Here is a 19,075-nt window from a genome sequence, read left to right on the forward strand (position 1 = left end):
GCCGTCGTGTCCTCCCTCGTCTTCTTCAACAAACCCTACGGTGTGCTCAGCCAGTTCACGCCGGAAGGCAAGTGGCGGGCGCTCGACGAGTTTATTCCGGTCAAGGATGTTTACGTGGCCGGCCGGCTGGATGCCGATAGTGAGGGTTTGCTCATCCTGACCGATGACGGCAAGTTGCAGGCCAAGATTGCCGATCCCAGGCACAAGCTGGAAAAGACGTATTGGGCGCAGGTTGAAGGTGTGCCAGACGAAGCGGCCTTGGCGCGCCTGCGTACGGGTATTCCTCTCTCCGATTTCACCGCCAGACCGGCCCGGGTTCGTCTGATCGACGAGCCGACGGGACTTTGGCTACGCGAACCGCCGATCCGCTATCGGGCGGCGATCCCGACATCCTGGCTGGAAATCCGGATTTCGGAAGGCAAGAACCGGCAGGTCAGGCGCATGACCGCGGCCATCGGTTATCCTACGCTGCGTCTGATACGGGCTGCCATCGGGGCGGCCACGCTGGCCGGTCTGGCGCCCGGGCAATGGCGAAGGATCGATGGCGGTTACCAGTATCTGCAAGGGAAATTCAATGAATAAACATATTGTTGCACTGTGCGCCGGTCTGGCCATTGGCTCACTGGCTTGGGCGCAGAGCGCCATGCCGGTGATCGAACTGAGCGCTGGGTTCCATCGTATTGAAGCGGAGGTCGCGGCCAACGACCAGAACCGCCAGATCGGCCTGATGAAGCGGCAGTCGATGCCAGTCCAGCGCGGCATGCTGTTTGTCTTCAATCACGAGAACACCCACTGCATGTGGATGCGCAATACATTGTTGCCGCTCTCGGTCGCCTTCATGGATGCTGAGGGCAAGATCATCAATATTGAGGACATGCAGCCGCAGACCGAAGACAACCACTGTGCGCGCCGCCCGGCCCGCTATGCGCTGGAAATGAACATTGGCTGGTTTGCCCAGCGTGGGCTTAAGCCCGGCATCAAGCTGGGTGGTCTCGACAAGGCGCCACGCCCGCAGTAATGAAACAGAATAAATGGCGGTCCTGTCTCTCTGGCGGGGCCATCGATGCAGCGCTGGCCTCCTGGCTGCGCGAGCCGGGTTCGCTGACAGCGCGCTGTCAGCGGCACTGTCGCCAGTTTCGCGTGCGCCTCCTGCGTTACGAAAAAGGGTGGCCGCTGGCCGATGAGGGCTTGTCGATGAATCTATCGCGACAGCCAGCGTGGATTCGTGAGGTGGTGCTGACCTGCGATGGTGTGCCGGTCATTTTTGCCCACACCACCCTGGCGACTGCCGGCCGGGGGCGGTTGAGCCGCTGGCTGGCGCGTCTCGGCAGTCAGTCCCTTGGTTCGCTGCTCTTTTCGCATCCCGGCTTTCACCGCGGTGCCATCGAGTTTCGCCGGCTAGACCGGCGTCACCCGCTCTATCAACGTGCCGCAGTCCTTGGCGCGGTCAGCGATACCCTGTGGGCACGTCGCTCCCTGCATCGCCTCTGCGGCCAGCAGGTACTGGTCACTGAGGTCTTTCTGCCCGCTGTGAAATCGCTCGGTATCTGATCGGCAAGCCCTTCAGCTGCCGTTCTTCGGCCCGGCATTCCGGCGAAGAAAATCGATGAAGCGGGGAAAGACATCGCGCCCGGCATCCTTGCCGATGATCACGTCAGCATGCCCATAGCCGGGAATCACCGCCAGTTCGTGGCGGCCCGGAACGATGGCTTCCAGTCTTTCGTGACACAGCACATTGGAGTCGAGGAAGAGGGCATTGACCTGGCCGGCTACGAGCAGCATGGGCGTTTCGATGGCTGCTGCATCTTGCAGGTAGTTGTCCGGCAGGTGGCGGTAGCGGATATCGTCGGGGTCGTACTTGACCGCCATATTGCCGGCTTTGAGCATTTTCAGGACATGCCGGTAGTAATGCACGCCACTGCCGCCGAAGAGGTCACCGGTGCGCCGGTGGGTGATGTCATGCAGGTTGTCGTGGCTGAACAGCACGGGATTGCCGAAGCCCCACATGAAGCTGGTCATGTGGCATTCCGGCACATCGCATTCGTGATGGAAGAGCGACACTGCCTTGCCCAGCAGCTTGCCGGGGGAGATGCCCGGGCGCAGGCTGGCGGCCGGGTCGAGATAGTCGAGACCAAGTACCGATTCGGCCAGGAAGGGGCCGGCGTGTAACTTGAGGTAGGCCATCCGGTTGACCTTAGGCGTCAGGGCGACGCCATTGACGATGACGCTGGCGATGCCGTCGATGGCCCGGCCGAACAGGCTCATTGCCACGGAGAGCGCCCCCAGGCAATGGGCGATGATGTGGATGCGCTTGCCCGTGCCGACCGCCCGGCGGATGGCGCTGATCGCGGCGGGGTTGTCGTAGAGCGCGACATCGTCGACGGTGTAGCGGTGGCGGCTGAGATTGTAGGGCTGGCGGTTGCTGATCCGGCCATCGAGCGCCCAGACATCGGTAAAACCGGCGTCGAGCAGGCTGCTGGCGAGATTGCGGTGCTCCGGCATGATGAACATGTCGCTGGAAGCGGTTAGGCCGGGCACGAGGAGGACCACGTCGTCGCACGGAGCGCGCTGGAAACGGAGCAGGCTGATACCCAGCCCGTCGCCGGTACTGGCATAGTGGGTGGTGATCTCGGCGTCGCGAACACCTTCGAGGGTATGCAGCGGAATTTCCCGGATGCGCGGTTCAGGGTGGTGGTGGCGTGGCAGGCCGTGCAGTTCCCACAGTTGGCCGGCAAAAAAAGCACCGAATTTTTCCAGGGCGGCCAGGCGCTTACCGAGCGACGGTGCATCGACACGGAAAGTGGTCAGCTGATGGGCAAAATCGGTCGGCAGGATGTGCAGGATGCCACTGCCGAGCAGCGGGGCTGCAGCTTCGTTAGCGGCCTCTATATGGCCGGCCAGCAGATTGGTCTGCAGCGTCGTGGTGTCGGCCCAGAGGTCGGGGCCAGGGTTGTTCTGGATGTTTTTGGTGCCGCTCAGGGTCATCGCTTCGCCCAGCCGGTTTTCAAAAAACAGGCGGTAGCGCATGGTTTTTCGATTGCGGTCGCCGCTTTCGGCAAACAGGTTGAAGCTGCCTTTGAGTACGGCGCAGCGGCCGCCGATCAGCGGGCTGTCGATAAAGCCAATGGCCTGTGCGGCATGCGTGGCTTCACCGATGAACCGGTCAAGGTCATCGGTAATGATGGTCAGTTGGAACATCAGCGGCGTGCCTGCGGCCTCACCACGATCATGGCCTTCACGGCAGGTGAATTGGCCGAGGCTGCAGTAGCCCTTCATTTCCTCGGTGAAGCGGAGGGCGATCGGTTGGTCAGCCATGTTGTTCGACTCCCAGGGTGGCATCAGGCGTCACGCCGGTAATGTCTTCGGCGATCCATTCGGCCAGCGCTGCAATGGTGGCGCAGGGGTTGGCGCCGAGCGACCCTGGCATCAGCGCACCATCGGCAACGTACAGGCCGTGATAACCGAAGACCTGGCCGCGGCTACCATCACAACTGCTGACCACGCCCTGATCGGGGGTTTCAGCCAGGGCGCAACCGCCGAGCGGGTGGACGGTAATGTTGTTGCGCACCGGCCAGGCCCAGGTCGGTTGAGGTATATATATCCGGGTCCCGACGAAGTTGGCGAAACGCTTGCCGCTGGCCAGAATGGCATCGTAAAGCGGCCGGCTTTTCTTTTGCGGCCAGTCCAGCGTGAGTTGTCCAGCCTTGAGCGAAAATTCGCCATCGCCGGCATCGCGGCCCATGAAGAGCAGGATGCTGCTGCGGTAGGCAATGTCGCCGCGGAGCAGGCTGATGAAGTAGTCAACGACCGAGCCGCTCCACTTGCCACCGATCAGGCTCTGGGTTACGCGGTGCCAGAACAGGCGGAGCGTGCGCCCTATTTTGCTCAACACGTAGAGCGGGTTGAGCATCGGCTGCAGGCCTTCGACATACCACGCGGCGAAGGCAGGGTAGGCGGCATCCTCGAGAATGTAGGCTGGCTGGCCGGGCTTTGGTTCGTGCAGGCCGTAATCGATGTACTGGGTGATGACCGGACCATAATTGGGTTCGGCATTTCGTTTGCCGGCGGCGACAATCGAAACGAAGTCACCGTTGCCGGAAAAACGCTTGCCGAGTTGCTGGCTGAGGCGGGGCAGGGTGCCGAATTCGTCGCGGCAGCGCAGCAGGAGTTCATTGCTGCCCAGCGTGCCCGCCGCGACAATGACCCGGCGGGAGCGTACCGAGCTAGGCTTGCCCGCACCATCGCGAAAGTCGACCTGATAGCCGTGCTGACCGTCGGCGGCGCTGTCTGCCTGACCCTCGGCATTGAGTGGCACGATACGCTCAACCTGGCATTCGGTGCGGATCTGTGCGCCGTGCTGATGCTCCGCAGCGTACAGGTAGTTGAGGTCGAGCGAATTCTTGGCGTGGACGTTGCAGCCGATGTCGCACTCGCCGCAATAGGTGCATGAGGTCTGAGTTGCCCCGTAGCGGTTGCGTTCCTGCTCGCCTATGGCCTGGGCCGGACCCCGCCCCTGGCCATAGGCCTCGCCGAAATAGACGCAAATATCGGCGGGTCGGCTCTGGCGGCCGTCAGCCTGGGCAAATTCGCCGAATAGTTCGCTCCGCCGGACCCGACGGCGCGGCTCGTCGTTGGCCGGTGGTACAGGCCGGGCACCGAGGACCGATCGGGCGACGGCGTAATACGGACCAAGGCTTGCGCGGTCAAGGCCGGCCGGCCATTGGCTCGCAAAAATCCAGGCCGGCGGTTCCATGAAAACATTGGCGTAAATGAGCGATCCGCCGCCGAGTCCGGCGCCGACCACGGCATCCATGCGGCGAAAATTGCGGATGTCGAAGAGTCCTTTTGCGCCGCCTTTTGGGGTGGCGTAAAAATTGGCCGAAAAATCATGTGGGCTGCGCGGAAAGCTACCTTTCGGATAGCGCTTGCCGCGTTCCAGCAGCATGACCTCGCCGGGCCAGCGGGCTGCCAGGCGACAACAGGTAACAGCGCCGCCAAAGCCACTGCCGATGATGACTGCTTCCAGGGGAGACGATAGGGCCATTGACGCTCCTTTTTCGGGTGGTCGGGCATTGTTGATTGCCCTGTCGTATTCAATGGGGTTAGGATATCGTGAACTTTAGTTACATTTAATAGTTTTTCTATGTTATTGTCATAAGGTTGGTCGCGGCTGGTGTTCAGGGGGTAAGGATGAAGCATGCGGATTTGCAGCAGTCGGGGGAGAGCGCCACGCTTGTCCCCGCCGCCAGCTTTTCGCAAGCCGTACGCCAGCTGATCGGGGTCAATGAACAAACCATCATCCCCGATGCCGAGCGCCGCAAAAATACCCTGACCTTTGCCCTGATCGGGCTGTTCTTCCTGCTCATTGTCGGCTTGATCAACTGCACGGTGAATGCCGACGACCCGCGCCTGTCCCTGCAGGGTGAGCTTCAGGTTTTGCAGGTCTGCCTGCTGATGCTGCCTGCGGCCTGCCTGGCCCGCTGGGGGCGGCGACCCGAGTGGGCGGAAAACCTGCTGATCTGGGCCGGACTATTCATTTTTTCGAGCAACGTCGTGCTCGGCGGCTGGTCCGGCGATGCCGTCTACTGGACATTTGCTTTCCCTTATCTGGTGTTCTTCCTGCGCGGCCAGCGTATCGGCTGGCTGGTTGGCCTACTATACGCGGCGCTTGTTCCGGCCACGATGTATTACAGCACCCAGCATTGGGATTTCTGGAAATACGGCACCAATGAATGTGTTTACTACGGGGTTGCCTATTTCTTCAATGTGCTGACCGCCGCCCATTTCAATCTGCTGCGCAGTGTTTTTCAGACCCGATTGTGGGAGCAGGTCGAGTTTCATACCGGGGAGGTGCGGCGCCATGTCGATTCGCTGCAGTTCAACGCGACCCATGACCTGGTAACCGGCCTGCACAACCGGCAGGGGGTGATCAATGCCATCGCCGACGCGCTGGCTGCTGGAGCCGGGCAGAGCGGTTACCTGTTTGTGGTCAGCATGCGTTTCTTTCGGGTGCCTGAACTGGCCGGGATTGTCGGCACGGACCGGGTCGATGCCGCCCTGGCCGGCCTGGCTGCGGCCTTGCGGCAGCAGGTGCCGGATCTGGTGGATATCGGACGTACCCGGCTTGATGAGCTGACGCTGGTATGGCCTGCCCGGTGCAGCGATGCCGACGTGCTCGCCCCGATTTCCCGTATCGAGGCACTTCCCGAACTGGATGATCTCGGCTTTTCCGTCCATGAGGAGTTTGCTTTTGGTGTTGCCGTTCAGGCTTGCGCCGAGCCGGCCTGGGCCGGAGAACTGCTGCGCAAGGCGGAGCAGGCGTTGCTGTTTTCCGTCAATAATCGGCTGCGCAGCCGCTTTTATGATGTGACGCTTGACGATCATTTTGTCCGGCGTAACCGGCGCTACGAAAAAATCCGCAGCGCCGTGCTCGACGAACAACTGGTCCTCCATTACCAGCCGCAAATTGATCTGGCCAGCGGTCGCGTGGTCGGTGCTGAAGCGCTGGTACGCTGGTTTGACCCTGAGGAAGGGATGATTCCTCCCGACCATTTCATTCCGATTATCGAGTCGACGGGTCTGCTGCCCCGTTTTTCGACCTGGACCATCGGTCGGGCAATGCGGGATTGTGCCGCCTGGCAGGCTGCCTTGCCGGGGGTGACGGTATCGATCAATCTGTCGGCCGATGCCCTGCTTGAGCCCGAGGTGGTACAGGCGGTGGAGGATGAACGCGAACGTTACGGACTCGACCCGGCGGTGGTGATTGTCGAACTGACGGAAAGTGTCCTGCTCAAGTCGCCCGAAGCGGCGCTGGCGATGATGGAACGCCTGGTTGCTTCGGGTATTCGGCTGTCGATTGATGATTACGGTGCCGGTTTCTCGTCGCTGACCTATGTCAAGCAACTGCCGGCCCACGAGATGAAGATCGACAAATCATTCGTCGGATGTCTGTCGAGTAATTCGCAGGATCAGGCCATTGTCGAGTCATCGATCAATCTCGGTCACGATTTCGGCTTGAAGGTGCTGGCCGAAGGGATCGAGGACGAAACGACGCTCAACATGCTGCGCCAGGCAGGCTGTGACTTGGGGCAGGGTTGGCATTTTGCCAAGGCTTTGCCGGTGGATGACTTCGTCCGCTGGTCATTGTCCCGGGCCGCGATTTCTTATCCATGACGGAGGGCGCAATGACCAGCAGCCCGCAGCAAAGAATTGTCTGGCCGGCGCGCTTTACCCCGGAACGGGTGCCGGTACATGTTAGCAACCAGCTGTTCATTCCGGCATCGCCGGCTATTGTCTGGGCCTGGCTGGTGCGTGCCCCGTTGTGGCCGACCTGGTATGCCAATGCGCACCACGTGCGGGGCGTTGATGGTGAAGCGTTGACGGACCTGACGGCCGGGAGTTGTTTTCTCTGGGAAACTTTCGGCGTGGCTATTCGCTCCGAGGTCGCCGAATACCTGCAGGGCGAGCGGATTGCCTGGAGCGCCAAGGGTATGGGCGTGGATGCCTATCATGCCTGGTTGTTGATGCCGGAAGGCGACGGTTGCCGGGTGCTGACCGAAGAGTCGCAATATGGCTGGGGGGCGCGGATCGTCAATTTTGTTCTGCCGAACCGTATGTCGGATGGCCACGAGCTGTGGTTGAAGAGTCTGGAGATCAAGAGCCGGCAGGGGCTTCCGCCGGCACTCTGATGGTTTTCACCCGTCCGTCGGGTCATCAAAATGCCAGCAATGAACTGTATACCGGCCATGACAGTCATATGGCCTGAGCGGGTTCAATCGTGTTCCGTTCGCCATGCCAACACGTCGATTGGGTCACTGGCTACTCTTGCATAAGCGTGCCCAGCCCAGGCAACAAAGGCGTTATGTGGGTCGATAAATTCGTCACCGAATCAGAACGGAGCCATGATGTCCGCAAGCTCACTTGAAGATCGCGCCATCGGTGCCTTGATGGGAGCCTTCATCGGCGATGCCCTGGCGCTTGGTCCCCATTGGTACTACGACCTGGATCAACTGCATGCTGATTATGGCCCGTGGATCAGAGACTACACGACCCCCAAAGCGGGGCGTTATCACGCTGGCATGAAGGCGGGGCAGCTGTCGCAATCCGGGGTGCTGCTGCGACTCACCGTGCAGTCCCTGGTGGATTGCGGCAGTTACGATGAAGCCGATTTTTGCCAGCGCATGGACACTGAATTCTTCCCTATGCTCGATGGGACACCGATGAGCGGTCCCGGCGGCTACACCAGCCAGTCAATCCGGGAGGCATGGCGCAAGCGGACAGAAGCCGGGTTGCCGTGGGGGCAGATTGCGGGAAATGCCGACACCACGGAAGCTGCGGAGCGAATTCTCGCCATCGCTATCCGCTACGCGCTGCAGCCGGCGAAACTCGCCTCGGCTATCACCAGCAATACGGTGCTCACCCAGACCGACGGCACTGTCGTGGCGATGACTGTCGCCTTCGGTGCCGTACTCGGCTTGCTGGTTGAGGGGCAGCCCATGGATTCAAGCATCTCGGGCAAATTGATGGCCCGGGTCAAGGCGGGGGAGTTGCCATTTCACGCTGTCACCAGCGGCAATTTACAAGCGCCGCGTCCAGGCCAGGCCGAAGCCCCGGTAGCCGGTCGTTTCCCTTCCCCGGATGCGCTGCTGAGCCAATCCTCGATCGCGATGGCAGCAATCGATCCCGACATTTGCATCGAGCCGGCGTGGAAAGTTTCTCTCGTTTACGGCATGCCCTGTGCGGTGTATCACCAGTTTCCAGCCGCTTACTATCTGGCAGCGCGGTTCCATGATGACTTCGAGTCGGCAGTGCTCCATGCCGTGAATGGTGGCGGTCAGAATCAGGCTCGCGCCATCCTGGCCGGCGCCCTTTCCGGTGCTCAAACCGGGCTCTCGGGGATTCCTCAGCGCTTCCTTGCGGGGCTGGAAAATAGCGCGGAGTTGCTGGCTTTGGCGGGGCAACTGGCTAAACAGCTGACGCGCTAGCTTGTTGTTTTAGTTGTCATTGCCGGATGGTCGGGTTCTCGCCCTGGTCGATTTCGCTGTGGGCAGGTTCCGGCCATCCCGCTTTCTCCTGAGTGGTCGGTCGGGACGCCTGTCCGGTTTCAAAAATCAGGGCCTGTTGCGACCATTGGTGAATGGCCGTTAATCGGCAAGCAGATTGACATCTGCGCTGCCGTGGGCCGCGCAAAGCTAGAGCGTCGCCTAAGCCCCTGTGTCACAGCGGATTCGGCCGCTTGCTGACGACAGTAAGGGCGGTGTCGGGCCGCTCCCTCCATAAGCTGATACGGTCATTGGCTGCATTAACTATGACCACATCGACCTTTGGGCTAGCTGGATAGCCATCAGAGCCTAGTTGTGTATGGCTTTCGTAATAATTTCAGGGTAATCTCAAAAGCCATGTCGCCAACTCGCCGCCATTTCACGACTATTTCGTTGCTCCTTGTGAGTATTTCCCTGTTGGCGAGCGTCATGTATTGGTGGCAACTGTCGGCGTCCGCGGCGCGGTTACGAAATGAAGCGATAAAGCAAGCTGAATTCCGCGCCAATCAGGTAACACAGGTGTTGAGTTGCACGTAAAACTGACCCACTAGCCCCATAGATTTGCATCGAATTTTGACCCACGTATAGACACTGACCTGCTCGGGGAACGAGCGGGGGAATCAGGAGTGATCGACGTGGCGTTATTAAGCGTAATCAGGCGCTGGCACCTGCGCGATGGCATGGCCATCCGTGAAATAGCCAGACGAACGGGGTTATCCCGAAACACGATCCGAAAGTATCTGAGCACCGGCATCGTCGAACCGAAGTATCCCGAGCGACACAGCCCGAGCAAGCTCGACCTGTTTGCGCCGAAGCTGGCGGCATGGTTGAAGACGGAGTCGAAGAAGAGTCGCAAGCAGCGGCGAAATCTCAGGCAGATTTATGCCGATCTATGCTCGCTGGGCTACGAAGGCTCCTATGACCGGGTCGCCGCCTTCGCCAGGCATTGGCGACAAGCTCAGCAGGAAGCTGCCGGGACAACCGGGCGTGGCACCTTCATTCCCTTGACCTTCGCGCCGGGAGAAGCCTTCCAGTTCGACTGGAGCGAAGACTGGGCGGTCATTGCCGGGGTAAAAACCAAACTCCAGGTTGCCCAACTGAAACTCTCCTACAGCCGGGCGTTCTTCCTGCGGGCCTATCCGTTGCAGACCCACGAGATGCTGTTCGATGCCCATAATCACGCCTTCCGGGTGGTAGGTGGCGTTCCAAGGCGCGGCATCTACGACAATATGAAGACGGCGGTGGATCGGATCCGGAAAGGCAAAGCTCGGGACATCAACACCCGTTTCAAGGCCATGGTCAGCCACTTCCTATTTGAGGCCGAGTTCTGCAATCCAGCCTCTGGTTGGGAGAAGGGGCAGATCGAGAAGAATGTTCAGGACTCCCGACATCGCATCTGGCAGGGTGCGCCGGCCTTCGAGAATCTGGATGCCCTCAATGCCTGGCTGGAACAGCGATGTCTGACGCTGTGGCAAGAATTGAGACACCCTGAATTGCCCGGCACGGTCGCAGACGCCTGGGCCGATGAACTGGCTCTACTGATGGCAGTGCCAACCCCTTTCGATGGGTTCGTCGAACATACCAAGCGTGTCTCACCAACCTGCCTGATCAACTTCGAGCGTAACCGTTATAGCGTCCCGGCCTCATTTGCCAATCGGCCAGTCAGTTTGCGGGTCTACGCCGATCATCTCGTCGTAGCAGCAGAAGGTAACGTGATCGCCGAGCATTCGCGCGTGATTGATCGCCGCCATCACGATTCAAGTCAAACCATCTATGACTGGCGCCACTATCTTTCGGTCTTGCAACGTAAGCCGGGCGCTTTAAGGAATGGTGCGCCCTTTGCAGAATTCCCCGATGGCTTCAAGCGCCTCCAGTCGTCGCTCATGAAGCGGCCAGGTGGTGACCGGGAGATGGTCGAGATTCTTGCCCTGGTTCTACATCACGATGAGCAAGCGGTACTGACGGCGGTCGAGATGGCCCTCGATGCAGGCGTTCCCTCGAAGCAGCATGTGCTCAATCTGCTTGGGCGATTGGTGGAGTTGCCGCCACCGGCGCCGATTGATGCGCCTCAGGCACTGGTGCTGAAGATTGAACCGCTCGCCAACGTCACACGTTACGACAGTCTGCGGGAGGTGCGTCATGTTGCCTGAGGCCATGGTCACTACTTTGAAATCCCTGAAGCTCTTCGGTATGGCACAAGCCATTGAGGAACTGGCTGCCCAGAGTTCGCCGGCCTATCTGAATGCACAATCAATTCTGGACAGCCTGCTCAAGGCCGAATTGGCTGAACGAGAGGTCCGCTCGGTCAATTACCAGATGAAGATTGCCCGTTTCCCTGCTTACCGTGATCTGTCGGGATTCGATTTCACGCAGAGTGTCGCCAATGAGGCTCTGGTGCGCCATCTCCACCGTGGAGAGTTCATGGATTCAGCTCACAACGTTGTGCTCATCGGTGGGCCAGGCACCGGCAAGACCCATCTGGCCACCGCCATCAGTGTGCAGGCCATCATGCATGCTCATCAGCGTGTCCGCTTCTTCTCGACGGTCGATTTGGTCAACGCTCTGGAACAGGAGAAGCAGTCAGGCAAGCAGGGGCAGATTGCCAACCGTCTGGTGCATGCTGATCTAGTGATCCTTGATGAACTGGGCTATTTACCGTTCAGTCAGAACGGTGGTGCTTTGCTGTTCCATCTCATGAGTAAGCTCTACGAGAAGACCAGCCTGATCATCACGACCAATCTGAGTTTCTCTGAATGGGCCAGCATCTTTGGCGATCCGAAGATGACTACTGCACTGCTCGACCGGCTGACTCATCACTGCCATATCGTCGAAACGGGCAACGAAAGTTACCGTTTCAGGAACAGTTCAACCAAGGTTAGCAAGGAGGTGAAGACTAGAAATCCATCTGTGACTTGAGCCATACTGAGGCTCATCGGGTGGGTCAGATTTCAGTGCAAATCCCGGGTCAGTTTTACGTGCAACTCAACACTATGATGGTTCTCCAAGCAGTGTTGAGGCCGTTCGGTTAAATGTCGAGCGGTCTGGTGAGATAGGTCAGCTTATTGCTGGTAATTTCAAATCCAGCATTGTCTTGGTTCCGCTCCAGGATATTGATGCGGAGACCGGTGCTCGCATCGATTACCGCTCATTGTCTCAAGAGCTAGAAAAGATACGCGGCAAGTACGAATCTGATCGCATCAAGCTTCACATCACTGGCTTTGCGAAAGTTGTTGGTGATCTGCTAGATGGTTTGATGCAGGTAATGTTGTTTTTCGCTATGGCGATTGCAGTTTGTACTTTAGTTCTTTATTGGTACACCCGCTGCGCCAGAAGTACGGTTCTAGTTGTCCTTTGTTCGATGGTTGCGGTTGTCTGGTTGCTCGGGCTTCTGCCTACCTTGGGCTACGAACTTGACCCATACTCAATATTGGTGCCTTTCCTCGTCTTCGCCATCGGCATGAGTCACGGAGCCCAGAAGATGAACGGCATCATGCAGGACATCGGGCGTGGAACCGACAAGCTGGTCGCCGCCCGCTTCACCTTCCGCCGCCTGATCCTGGCTGGTGTCACCGCCCTGCTGGCCGATGCAGTGGGCTTTGCCGTGCTTATGGTCATCAAGATCCAGGTCATCCAGGATCTCGCCATTACGGCCAGTATCGGCGTAGGGGTGCTGATTTTCACCAACCTCGTGCTGCTACCAATTTTGCTCTCTTTCACGGGGGTTAGCCCCATCGCTGCCAAACGTAGCCTGAGTGCCGAAATCTCGGAAACCCAAGATCAGCATCAGGCAAAGCACCCGTTTTGGGCATTCCTTGATTTGTTCACACAGAAAAAATGGGCGGCGATTGCGGTATCCATTGGCATAGCAATGGGTACCTTCGGACTTGTTGTCAGTTTCCAGTTGAAGATTGGGGATACCGACCCAGGGGCTCCGGAGCTTAGGGCTGACTCGCGCTATAACAAGGACAATGCATTCATGGTGGCTAATTATGCTGCCAGCAGTGATATCTACATCGTCATGATTAAGACGCCGCAGTATGCTTGTGCGCTATATGACACGGTAATGGCTGTGGATGCGCTGGAACGTCAACTGCAACAACTTCCAGGTGTTGAATTGACCTCCTCCTTGGCTGGCTTATCGAAAGCGGCCAGTGCTGGGCTAAACGAGGGGAGTGCAAAGTGGTTTGAGGTTCCTCGCTCTCAGGACATGCTCAACGCAATTGTGACGCGTGCACCGCGCGAACTGTTTAACCAACAGTGCGATATGACGACTCTTTATGTGTATCTGAAAGACCACAAGGCAGATACGCTGACCCGTGTTGTTGAAACTGTCGAAGCCTTCGCTCAGAAGTACGGCACCGAAGAAATTCAGTTCCTAAACGCAGCTGGGAATGCGGGTATCGAAGCAGCCACGAATATCGTGGTTAAGAAGGCCAACGTCGAAATGCTGCTGCTTGTATATGCGGCTGTTATCGTCCTCGCATTTATTACATTCCGCTCATGGAGGGCAGTTGTGTGTGCTGTCTTGCCATTGATGCTGACCTCGGTTCTCTGCGAGGCACTCATGGTCTGGCTGAATATCGGAGTCAAGGTAGCCACTTTGCCAGTAATTGCCTTAGGGGTTGGCATCGGGGTCGATTACGCCCTTTACATTATGACCGTTACCCTGGCTCGACTTAAAGAAGGAATGACGCTCTCAGAGGCTTATTACAACGCATTGATCTTTACGGGCAAGGTTGTTGTGCTGACCGGCATTACTCTTGGAATTGCGGTTGCTACTTGGGCATGGTCTCCAATCAAATTCCAAGCGGATATGGGGATTCTTCTTGCATTCATGTTTGTCTGGAACATGCTGGGCGCTTTGATCCTATTGCCTGCGTTGGGTCATTTCCTGCTCCGGCCTAAAAAATCGCTCGTCTCTAAGATCAACAAGGAGTAACGCCATGTATCGCCACATGTTGGTTCCACTCGATGGCTCTGAATTGGCAACCAGTCTAATCTCTGAAGCAGTTGAGTTCGCTCGGACTCTTGGTGCGCAGATTACATTCTTCACAATGCGCGAGGATTTTGGTGCGACAGAGTCGGGAGCCCTTAGCAGATCGCTGTCGCCTGAAACCTACCAGGAATTGGCCGCAGGGGATGCTAATGCGATAGTTTCCAAGGCGCTCGCGGCGGCGGGCGCCTACAAACTTCAGGCGGAAGGCGTAGTTCGTACTGGAGGCAAGCCATATCAATTAATCCTCTCAGTAGCAGAGGAAAAAGGATGTGATTTGATTTATATGGCCTCACATGGCCGTCGTGGTCTTCGGGGACTTTTTCTCGGTTCGCAGACTCAAAAGGTTTTGGCGCACACAAAAATTCCTGTACTTGTTGCAACTGTTGAGTCCAATGCGGGGGCCGATTTTGCTCGTTCGGCTGTTGGGCGCATTCAAGATGAACATCGCACGATTGCCGTTATATTGAGTGGATTGCGTAATAGTGCCGAGCAACTGCGGGACGGTGCAACGGCTATAGATATGGCGCTTCTCCAGGACATGGTTTCATACATGACCTTATTTCCTGAGCGACTACATCATCCCAAGGAAGAGCAATATCTATTCGCCCACTTAAGAAAAAAGACTGCTGAATTAGATGAAGTAATCAATTTGCTTGAGGCGGAGCATCGTGATGGTGCTTCCCTGTTGCAAGAGGTTTCAGATCTCCTGAGGAAGCTTGATACCGATCCAGTTTTGAGCCGTCAGGCTGTAGCGCAAAGCATTGAGCGCTTTGTTGATTCGCAATGGCATCACCTGAATACCGAAGAAAAGCTAATCCTTCCGTCAGCTAAGCAGCACCTCGCTGAGTCTGAATGGCAGGAGATCGAAATGGCGTTTTCCGTAAATGGCGATCTCAGGCGTGGAAGCGAGGATGACCTTCGCTTCCAGGAATTGTTTGTAAAGCTAACCAACCGGTCCAGTTTGATCTGACGTCGAATGAATGTACTAATAGTCCACGCGCACCCAGAACCAAAATCGTTCAGCGGTGCATTAATGCGTACTGCATTTGAAGAGTTCACCAGTCAAGGACATAGCGTCCTTATTTCCGACTTATATGCGATGAAGTGGAATCCAGTGGCCAGTTCGGGAGACTTTTGTCGGCGAACAAATAAGGACTATCTCGTTTATGCCATGGAGCAGCGGCACAACTACGAGAACGGAAGTTTGGCGGACGACGTCGCTGCGGAGATTGAAAAAGTTAAGTGGTGCGACCTATTGGTTTTCAACTTTCCTATTTACTGGTTTTCAGAACCGGCTATTTTAAAAGGTTGGATCGACCGAGTAATGGTTTCTGGATTGTTTTACGGAGGTCGTCGGATTTACAGCGCTGGTGGGATGCGTGGTAAGCGGGCGATGGTGACAGTCACGCTCGGTGGTCGTGAGCATATGTTCGGTCCTGAAGCTATTCACGGGGAGTTGGAGGCCATGCTTCGACCTCTGCTGCAAGGGACTTTTGGCTACTGTGGCTTTGGAGTATTGCCGCCCTTTGCAGCCTATCACGTGCCCTATATAAGCGATTATGCGCGAAATAAGATTTTAAATGACTATCGTCAATGGTTGGGTGACTTGAATTCATTAACGCCTGTACGCATGCCAAGCTTAGAACACTTTGATCAAGAGTTTAGACCGCTGTAAGCGGATGTAGGCTTGAGATTAATCCCTCTGCGCTGACGATACGGGAAGTCTCCTCCAATGTCGTCAGAGTACTTTGCCCAGAGCATGTCTCTGGGTTTTTTTTAGTACATTGTTATGCACTCGACACCCCCCCCGTTTTGGGTAACAGTGGGCTTTAAAGTCAGTTGGGCGTCGATTCCACACAAAGTACAAATGGCCGGTCTGTACTCAGAACCGGCCTATTCTCTAACAGGATTGGACCGACTGCTTTGGCCGAAGGCCAGAAGCTTTTAAGCGATAGTGTGCAATAAAAAGAGGGAGCTAATTGCTCCCTCTTTTCACAAACGCGTTTTACGGATTTTTTATTCGTGGTGCTGCCAAAATTTACGAATTTTTTATTCGATTTACGAGTTTTTTATCCTGAAATAGCAATTGCAATGAAAAGGGGGAGCTAATGCTCCCCCTTTTTCAAACTCGTGTTACGAGCTTTTGATCCTCAAATACACCGGAATCAGCCAGCGAAGTTGGCCTCGGCGAAGCACCAGTTAACCAACGAGGCCAGGTAGGTTTCGACGAACTTCGGACGCATGTTGCGGTAGTCGATGTAGTAGGCGTGTTCCCAGACGTCAACGCAGAGCAGGGCCTTGTCACCGGTGGTCAGCGGGGTGCCGGCGGCGCCCATGTTGACGATGTCGACGGAGCCGTCAGCTTTCTTGACCAGCCAGGTCCAGCCGGAACCGAAGTTGCCGACGGCAGAGGTCTGGAAGGCGGTCTTGAAGGCGTCGAGCGAACCCCACTTGGCGTTGATGGCATCAGCCAGCGCGCCCTTCGGAGCGCCGCCGCCGTTCGGGGTCAGGCAGTTCCAGAAGAAGGTGTGGTTCCAGACCTGGGCCGCATTGTTGTACACGCCGCCAGCCGGCGCCTTCTTGACGATGGCTTCGAGGTCGAGGTTTTCGTACTCGGTACCCTTGATCAGGTTGTTCAGGTTGGTGACATAGGCCTGATGGTGCTTGCTGTAGTGGTAGTCAAAGGTCTCGGCCGACATGTGCGGGGCGAGGGCATCTTTGGCAAACGGCAGGGCGGGCAGTTGATGTTCCATTTATGTTCTCCGTTGGGTTTGATGGGGGTAAAGCGAAAATTCTAGTCAGCTTCCGGGTCTGCGACAACCTGATTGACGGTGGCTTCGGCCGCACCGACGGAAAATCTCAATTTGAGCAGGTCGCCGGCGTTGAGTTGGCTGGTGTTACGTACCGCCCGCCCGTCGGTTCCGATGGCGAGTGTATAGCCTCGTGACAGGACGGCGTGCGGGTCAAGCTGGCTAAGACTGCTGGCCAGTGCATTTAGTTTCCCGGATTGTTGAGAAATCGCCCACTGACTTTGTCGGGTCAGGCGGTATTTGAAATGAGTCAGGCCTTCTGCCAGCTTTTCCGGGCGGGGGCGGGCGCTGCTATGGCGCAGGGAGAGCGCTTGCAGGCGTACGGCACAGTGTTCGCTTTGCCGGCGCAGGGCATGCTGGAGCCGGCTGCCAAAGGCGGCCGTTTCGCGCTGGCGCTGGCGCAGGCGTTCGGCTGGGTGAACCAGACGGGCGGCCAGCCAGTCGAGGCGTTGCAGGTGGTCGGATAGCGTACGGTCGAGGCGGCGCCCGAGCTGGTTTTCCAACAGGAGCAGGCGGTCGACCAGAGCCTCGCGATCCGGGCTGGCCAGTTCGGCTGCCGCCGTTGGTGTCGGGGCGCGCAGGTCGGCGGCGAAATCGGCAATGGTGAAATCGGTTTCATGGCCGACTCCCGAGATGACCGGAATGGGCGAGGTGTGGATGGCGCGGGCAAGGCTTTCGTCGTTGAAAGCCCAGAGGTCTTCGATACTGCCGCCGCCGCGACACAGTATGATCGCATCACAATCGCTGTGACCGGCCTGAGTGACAGCCTCGGTAATTTTGACGCCGGCACCGTCGCCCTGGACCGGGGTCGGGAAAATCCTGATGCCAATGTGCGGGGCACGCCGCTGCAGTGTCGTCAGAACATCGCGCAGGGCGGCGGCCTGCAGGCTGGTGACGATAGCCAGACGGCGGGGAAAGGACGGTAGTGGTCGCTTGCTGGCGGGGGAAAAAAGTCCCTCACCCTCAAGTTTCGCCTTGAGTTGCAGGAAGCGTTCGAAGAGGTCGCCCTGACCGGCCCGCCGGATGGCTTCGACATTGAGCTGGAATTCGCCACGTGGCTCATAGAATGAAACGAGGATGCGGGCTTCAATCTTCTGGCCGTTTTCCAGCCGCCAGCCCAGGACTTGTGCCCGGCTGCGCCACATGACGCAACGCACCTGGGCGCTGGCGTCCTTGAGTGAAAAATAGACGTGACCGGAGGCGGCGTAGGTCAGGTTGGAGATTTCGCCACCCACCCAGGTCAGGGGAAACGCAGTTTCCAGGCAATCCCTTACCTGCCGGTTGAGGCTGGATACGCTGAGGACGGAGTTACCGACAGGAGGGGTGGGCATTGGCATGGGCTGATTGTAACCTGTGCTAGTTATTTTTAAGTTGTCGTTGACAGGGCTTTGTTTTGTTAAATCATTGATTTAAAAGGGTGTAAATAACATGCCTCGTTTTTTGGCACAGTGTAAAAAATCCTTTGGTTGGTAGGGGTTAGCGCACTTGATGACAACACATTCACAGACTTATCCACAGGTTTTGGGGATAAGCTGCGGCAAGCCCGACATTTCGTCGCTTGCCCTGCGGCGGGGGGCAGGGCAAAATTGCAGGCTAATATTCCACCAAGGATAAATTACGTGTTTGCTATCGTTCAAGCGGCCGGCTGGCCGATCTGGCCATTGCTCCTGGCTTCGGTTATTTCCGTCGCACTGATTATCGAGCGCGTCGTTGCCCTGCGCCGTGCCAAGGTGGTACCAGCCGGGCTGTTGCAACGCGCGGTTGGCGAGTTCAAGCGTGGCGCCAATAACGACAAGCTCCTTGAGGAACTCGACCGCCATTCGCCGCTCGGTCGCGTGCTGTCGGCCGGCTTGCGCAACGTCAATGCGTCGCGCGAAATCATGAAGGAGTCGATCGAGGAAGCCGGGTCCGCCGTCTCCCACGAACTGAACCGCTACCTGACGACGCTCGGCACCATCGCCTCGATCAGCCCGCTGATGGGTCTGTTCGGCACGGTGGTCGGGATGATCGAAATTTTCGGCTCGCAATCGCCGAGCGGCGCCAACCCGATGCAACTGGCGCACGGTATTTCCGTCGCCCTGTACAACACCGGGTTCGGCTTGGTCATCGCCATTCCCAGCCTGATTGCCTGGCGGCATTTCCGGGCGCTGGCCGATGGCTTCGTTGTCGAGATGGAGCAGCAGGCCGTCCGCCTCGTCGAGTACATGCACGGCGACCGGAAGTAAGCG

At 57.6% G+C, this 19,075-nt stretch carries 15 protein-coding genes and 1 pseudogene; 12 read left to right on the plus strand and 4 right to left on the minus strand.

What is annotated here, in order from left to right:
* Positions 1-6 precede the first annotated feature (6 nt).
* Genes HYN24_RS03910 through HYN24_RS03920 form a run of 3 tightly spaced genes read left to right on the plus strand, consistent with a single transcriptional unit; the run spans position 7 to position 1,551 of the window.
* Positions 7-582, plus strand: coding sequence for a pseudouridine synthase (locus HYN24_RS03910; protein ID WP_117610190.1), 576 nt, complete (start codon positions 7-9; stop codon positions 580-582).
* Positions 575-1,018, plus strand: a complete 444-nt coding sequence (locus HYN24_RS03915; protein ID WP_117608047.1) for a DUF192 domain-containing protein — start codon at positions 575-577, stop codon at positions 1,016-1,018. The genes HYN24_RS03910 and HYN24_RS03915 overlap by 8 nt, the downstream gene beginning before the upstream one ends.
* Entirely contained in the window at positions 1,018-1,551 is a 534-nt protein-coding gene (locus HYN24_RS03920) for a chorismate lyase (protein WP_117608048.1), read from the plus strand. Before HYN24_RS03915 ends, HYN24_RS03920 begins: the two co-directional genes overlap by 1 nt.
* Positions 1,552-1,563: 12 nt before the next feature.
* On the opposite strand, the gene HYN24_RS03925 is transcribed toward HYN24_RS03920, so the two are convergent.
* Positions 1,564-3,315 carry an alpha/beta hydrolase gene (locus tag HYN24_RS03925; RefSeq protein WP_117610191.1) on the minus strand — a complete coding sequence of 584 codons (1,752 nt, stop codon included), beginning with the start codon at positions 3,313-3,315 and terminating at the stop codon, positions 1,564-1,566.
* Entirely contained in the window at positions 3,308-5,044 is a 1,737-nt protein-coding gene (locus tag HYN24_RS03930; RefSeq protein ID WP_117608049.1) for a GMC family oxidoreductase N-terminal domain-containing protein, read from the minus strand. The genes HYN24_RS03925 and HYN24_RS03930 overlap by 8 nt, the downstream gene beginning before the upstream one ends.
* A gap of 146 nt (positions 5,045-5,190) precedes the next feature.
* Between HYN24_RS03930 and HYN24_RS03935 the strand changes: the two genes are divergently transcribed.
* The 8 genes and pseudogenes from HYN24_RS03935 (at position 5,191) to HYN24_RS03970 (ending at position 15,712) form a co-directional block, all read left to right on the plus strand.
* Positions 5,191-7,173: a bifunctional diguanylate cyclase/phosphodiesterase gene (locus tag HYN24_RS03935; RefSeq protein WP_117608050.1), complete on the plus strand. Its 1,983-nt coding sequence runs from the start codon at positions 5,191-5,193 to the stop codon at positions 7,171-7,173.
* Positions 7,174-7,184: 11 nt separating this feature from the next.
* A complete protein-coding gene (locus HYN24_RS03940) occupies positions 7,185-7,688 on the plus strand; it encodes an SRPBCC family protein (protein WP_162888584.1) in 504 nt (167 codons plus the stop codon).
* Positions 7,689-7,904: 216 nt separating this feature from the next.
* On the plus strand, positions 7,905-8,984 hold the full coding sequence (locus HYN24_RS03945; RefSeq protein ID WP_205421434.1) for an ADP-ribosylglycohydrolase family protein: 1,080 nt from the start codon (positions 7,905-7,907) through the stop codon (positions 8,982-8,984).
* Between the two features lie 683 nt (positions 8,985-9,667).
* Positions 9,668-11,191 (plus strand): IS21 family transposase, encoded by a 1,524-nt coding sequence (gene istA, locus HYN24_RS03950; RefSeq protein WP_117607375.1) that lies wholly within the window; start codon positions 9,668-9,670, stop codon positions 11,189-11,191.
* Complete coding sequence (gene istB / locus HYN24_RS03955) at positions 11,181-11,957, plus strand: IS21-like element helper ATPase IstB (RefSeq protein ID WP_117607374.1); 777 nt, start codon at positions 11,181-11,183, stop codon at positions 11,955-11,957. The genes istA and istB overlap by 11 nt, the downstream gene beginning before the upstream one ends.
* A gap of 73 nt (positions 11,958-12,030) precedes the next feature.
* Positions 12,031-13,980 (plus strand): annotated as a pseudogene (locus HYN24_RS03960) (RND family transporter); the annotation flags it as partial.
* A 4-nt stretch (positions 13,981-13,984) separates the two neighbouring features.
* A complete protein-coding gene (locus HYN24_RS03965) occupies positions 13,985-15,007 on the plus strand; it encodes a universal stress protein (protein WP_117608053.1) in 1,023 nt (340 codons plus the stop codon).
* A 6-nt stretch (positions 15,008-15,013) separates the two neighbouring features.
* Positions 15,014-15,712 (plus strand): NAD(P)H-dependent oxidoreductase, encoded by a 699-nt coding sequence (locus HYN24_RS03970; RefSeq protein WP_117608054.1) that lies wholly within the window; start codon positions 15,014-15,016, stop codon positions 15,710-15,712.
* A 490-nt stretch (positions 15,713-16,202) separates the two neighbouring features.
* On the opposite strand, the gene HYN24_RS03975 is transcribed toward HYN24_RS03970, so the two are convergent.
* Entirely contained in the window at positions 16,203-16,790 is a 588-nt protein-coding gene (locus tag HYN24_RS03975) for a superoxide dismutase (protein WP_117608055.1), read from the minus strand.
* A gap of 41 nt (positions 16,791-16,831) precedes the next feature.
* Complete coding sequence (gene xseA, locus HYN24_RS03980; RefSeq protein WP_117608056.1) at positions 16,832-18,184, minus strand: exodeoxyribonuclease VII large subunit; 1,353 nt, start codon at positions 18,182-18,184, stop codon at positions 16,832-16,834.
* 282 nt (positions 18,185-18,466) lie between these two features.
* Between xseA and HYN24_RS03985 the strand changes: the two genes are divergently transcribed.
* Positions 18,467-19,072, plus strand: a complete 606-nt coding sequence (locus tag HYN24_RS03985) for a MotA/TolQ/ExbB proton channel family protein (RefSeq protein WP_117608057.1) — start codon at positions 18,467-18,469, stop codon at positions 19,070-19,072.
* Positions 19,073-19,075: the final 3 nt, after the last annotated feature.

It is taken from the genome of Dechloromonas sp. HYN0024, assembly GCF_003441615.1.
Taxonomy (GTDB): Bacteria; Pseudomonadota; Gammaproteobacteria; order Burkholderiales; family Rhodocyclaceae; genus Azonexus.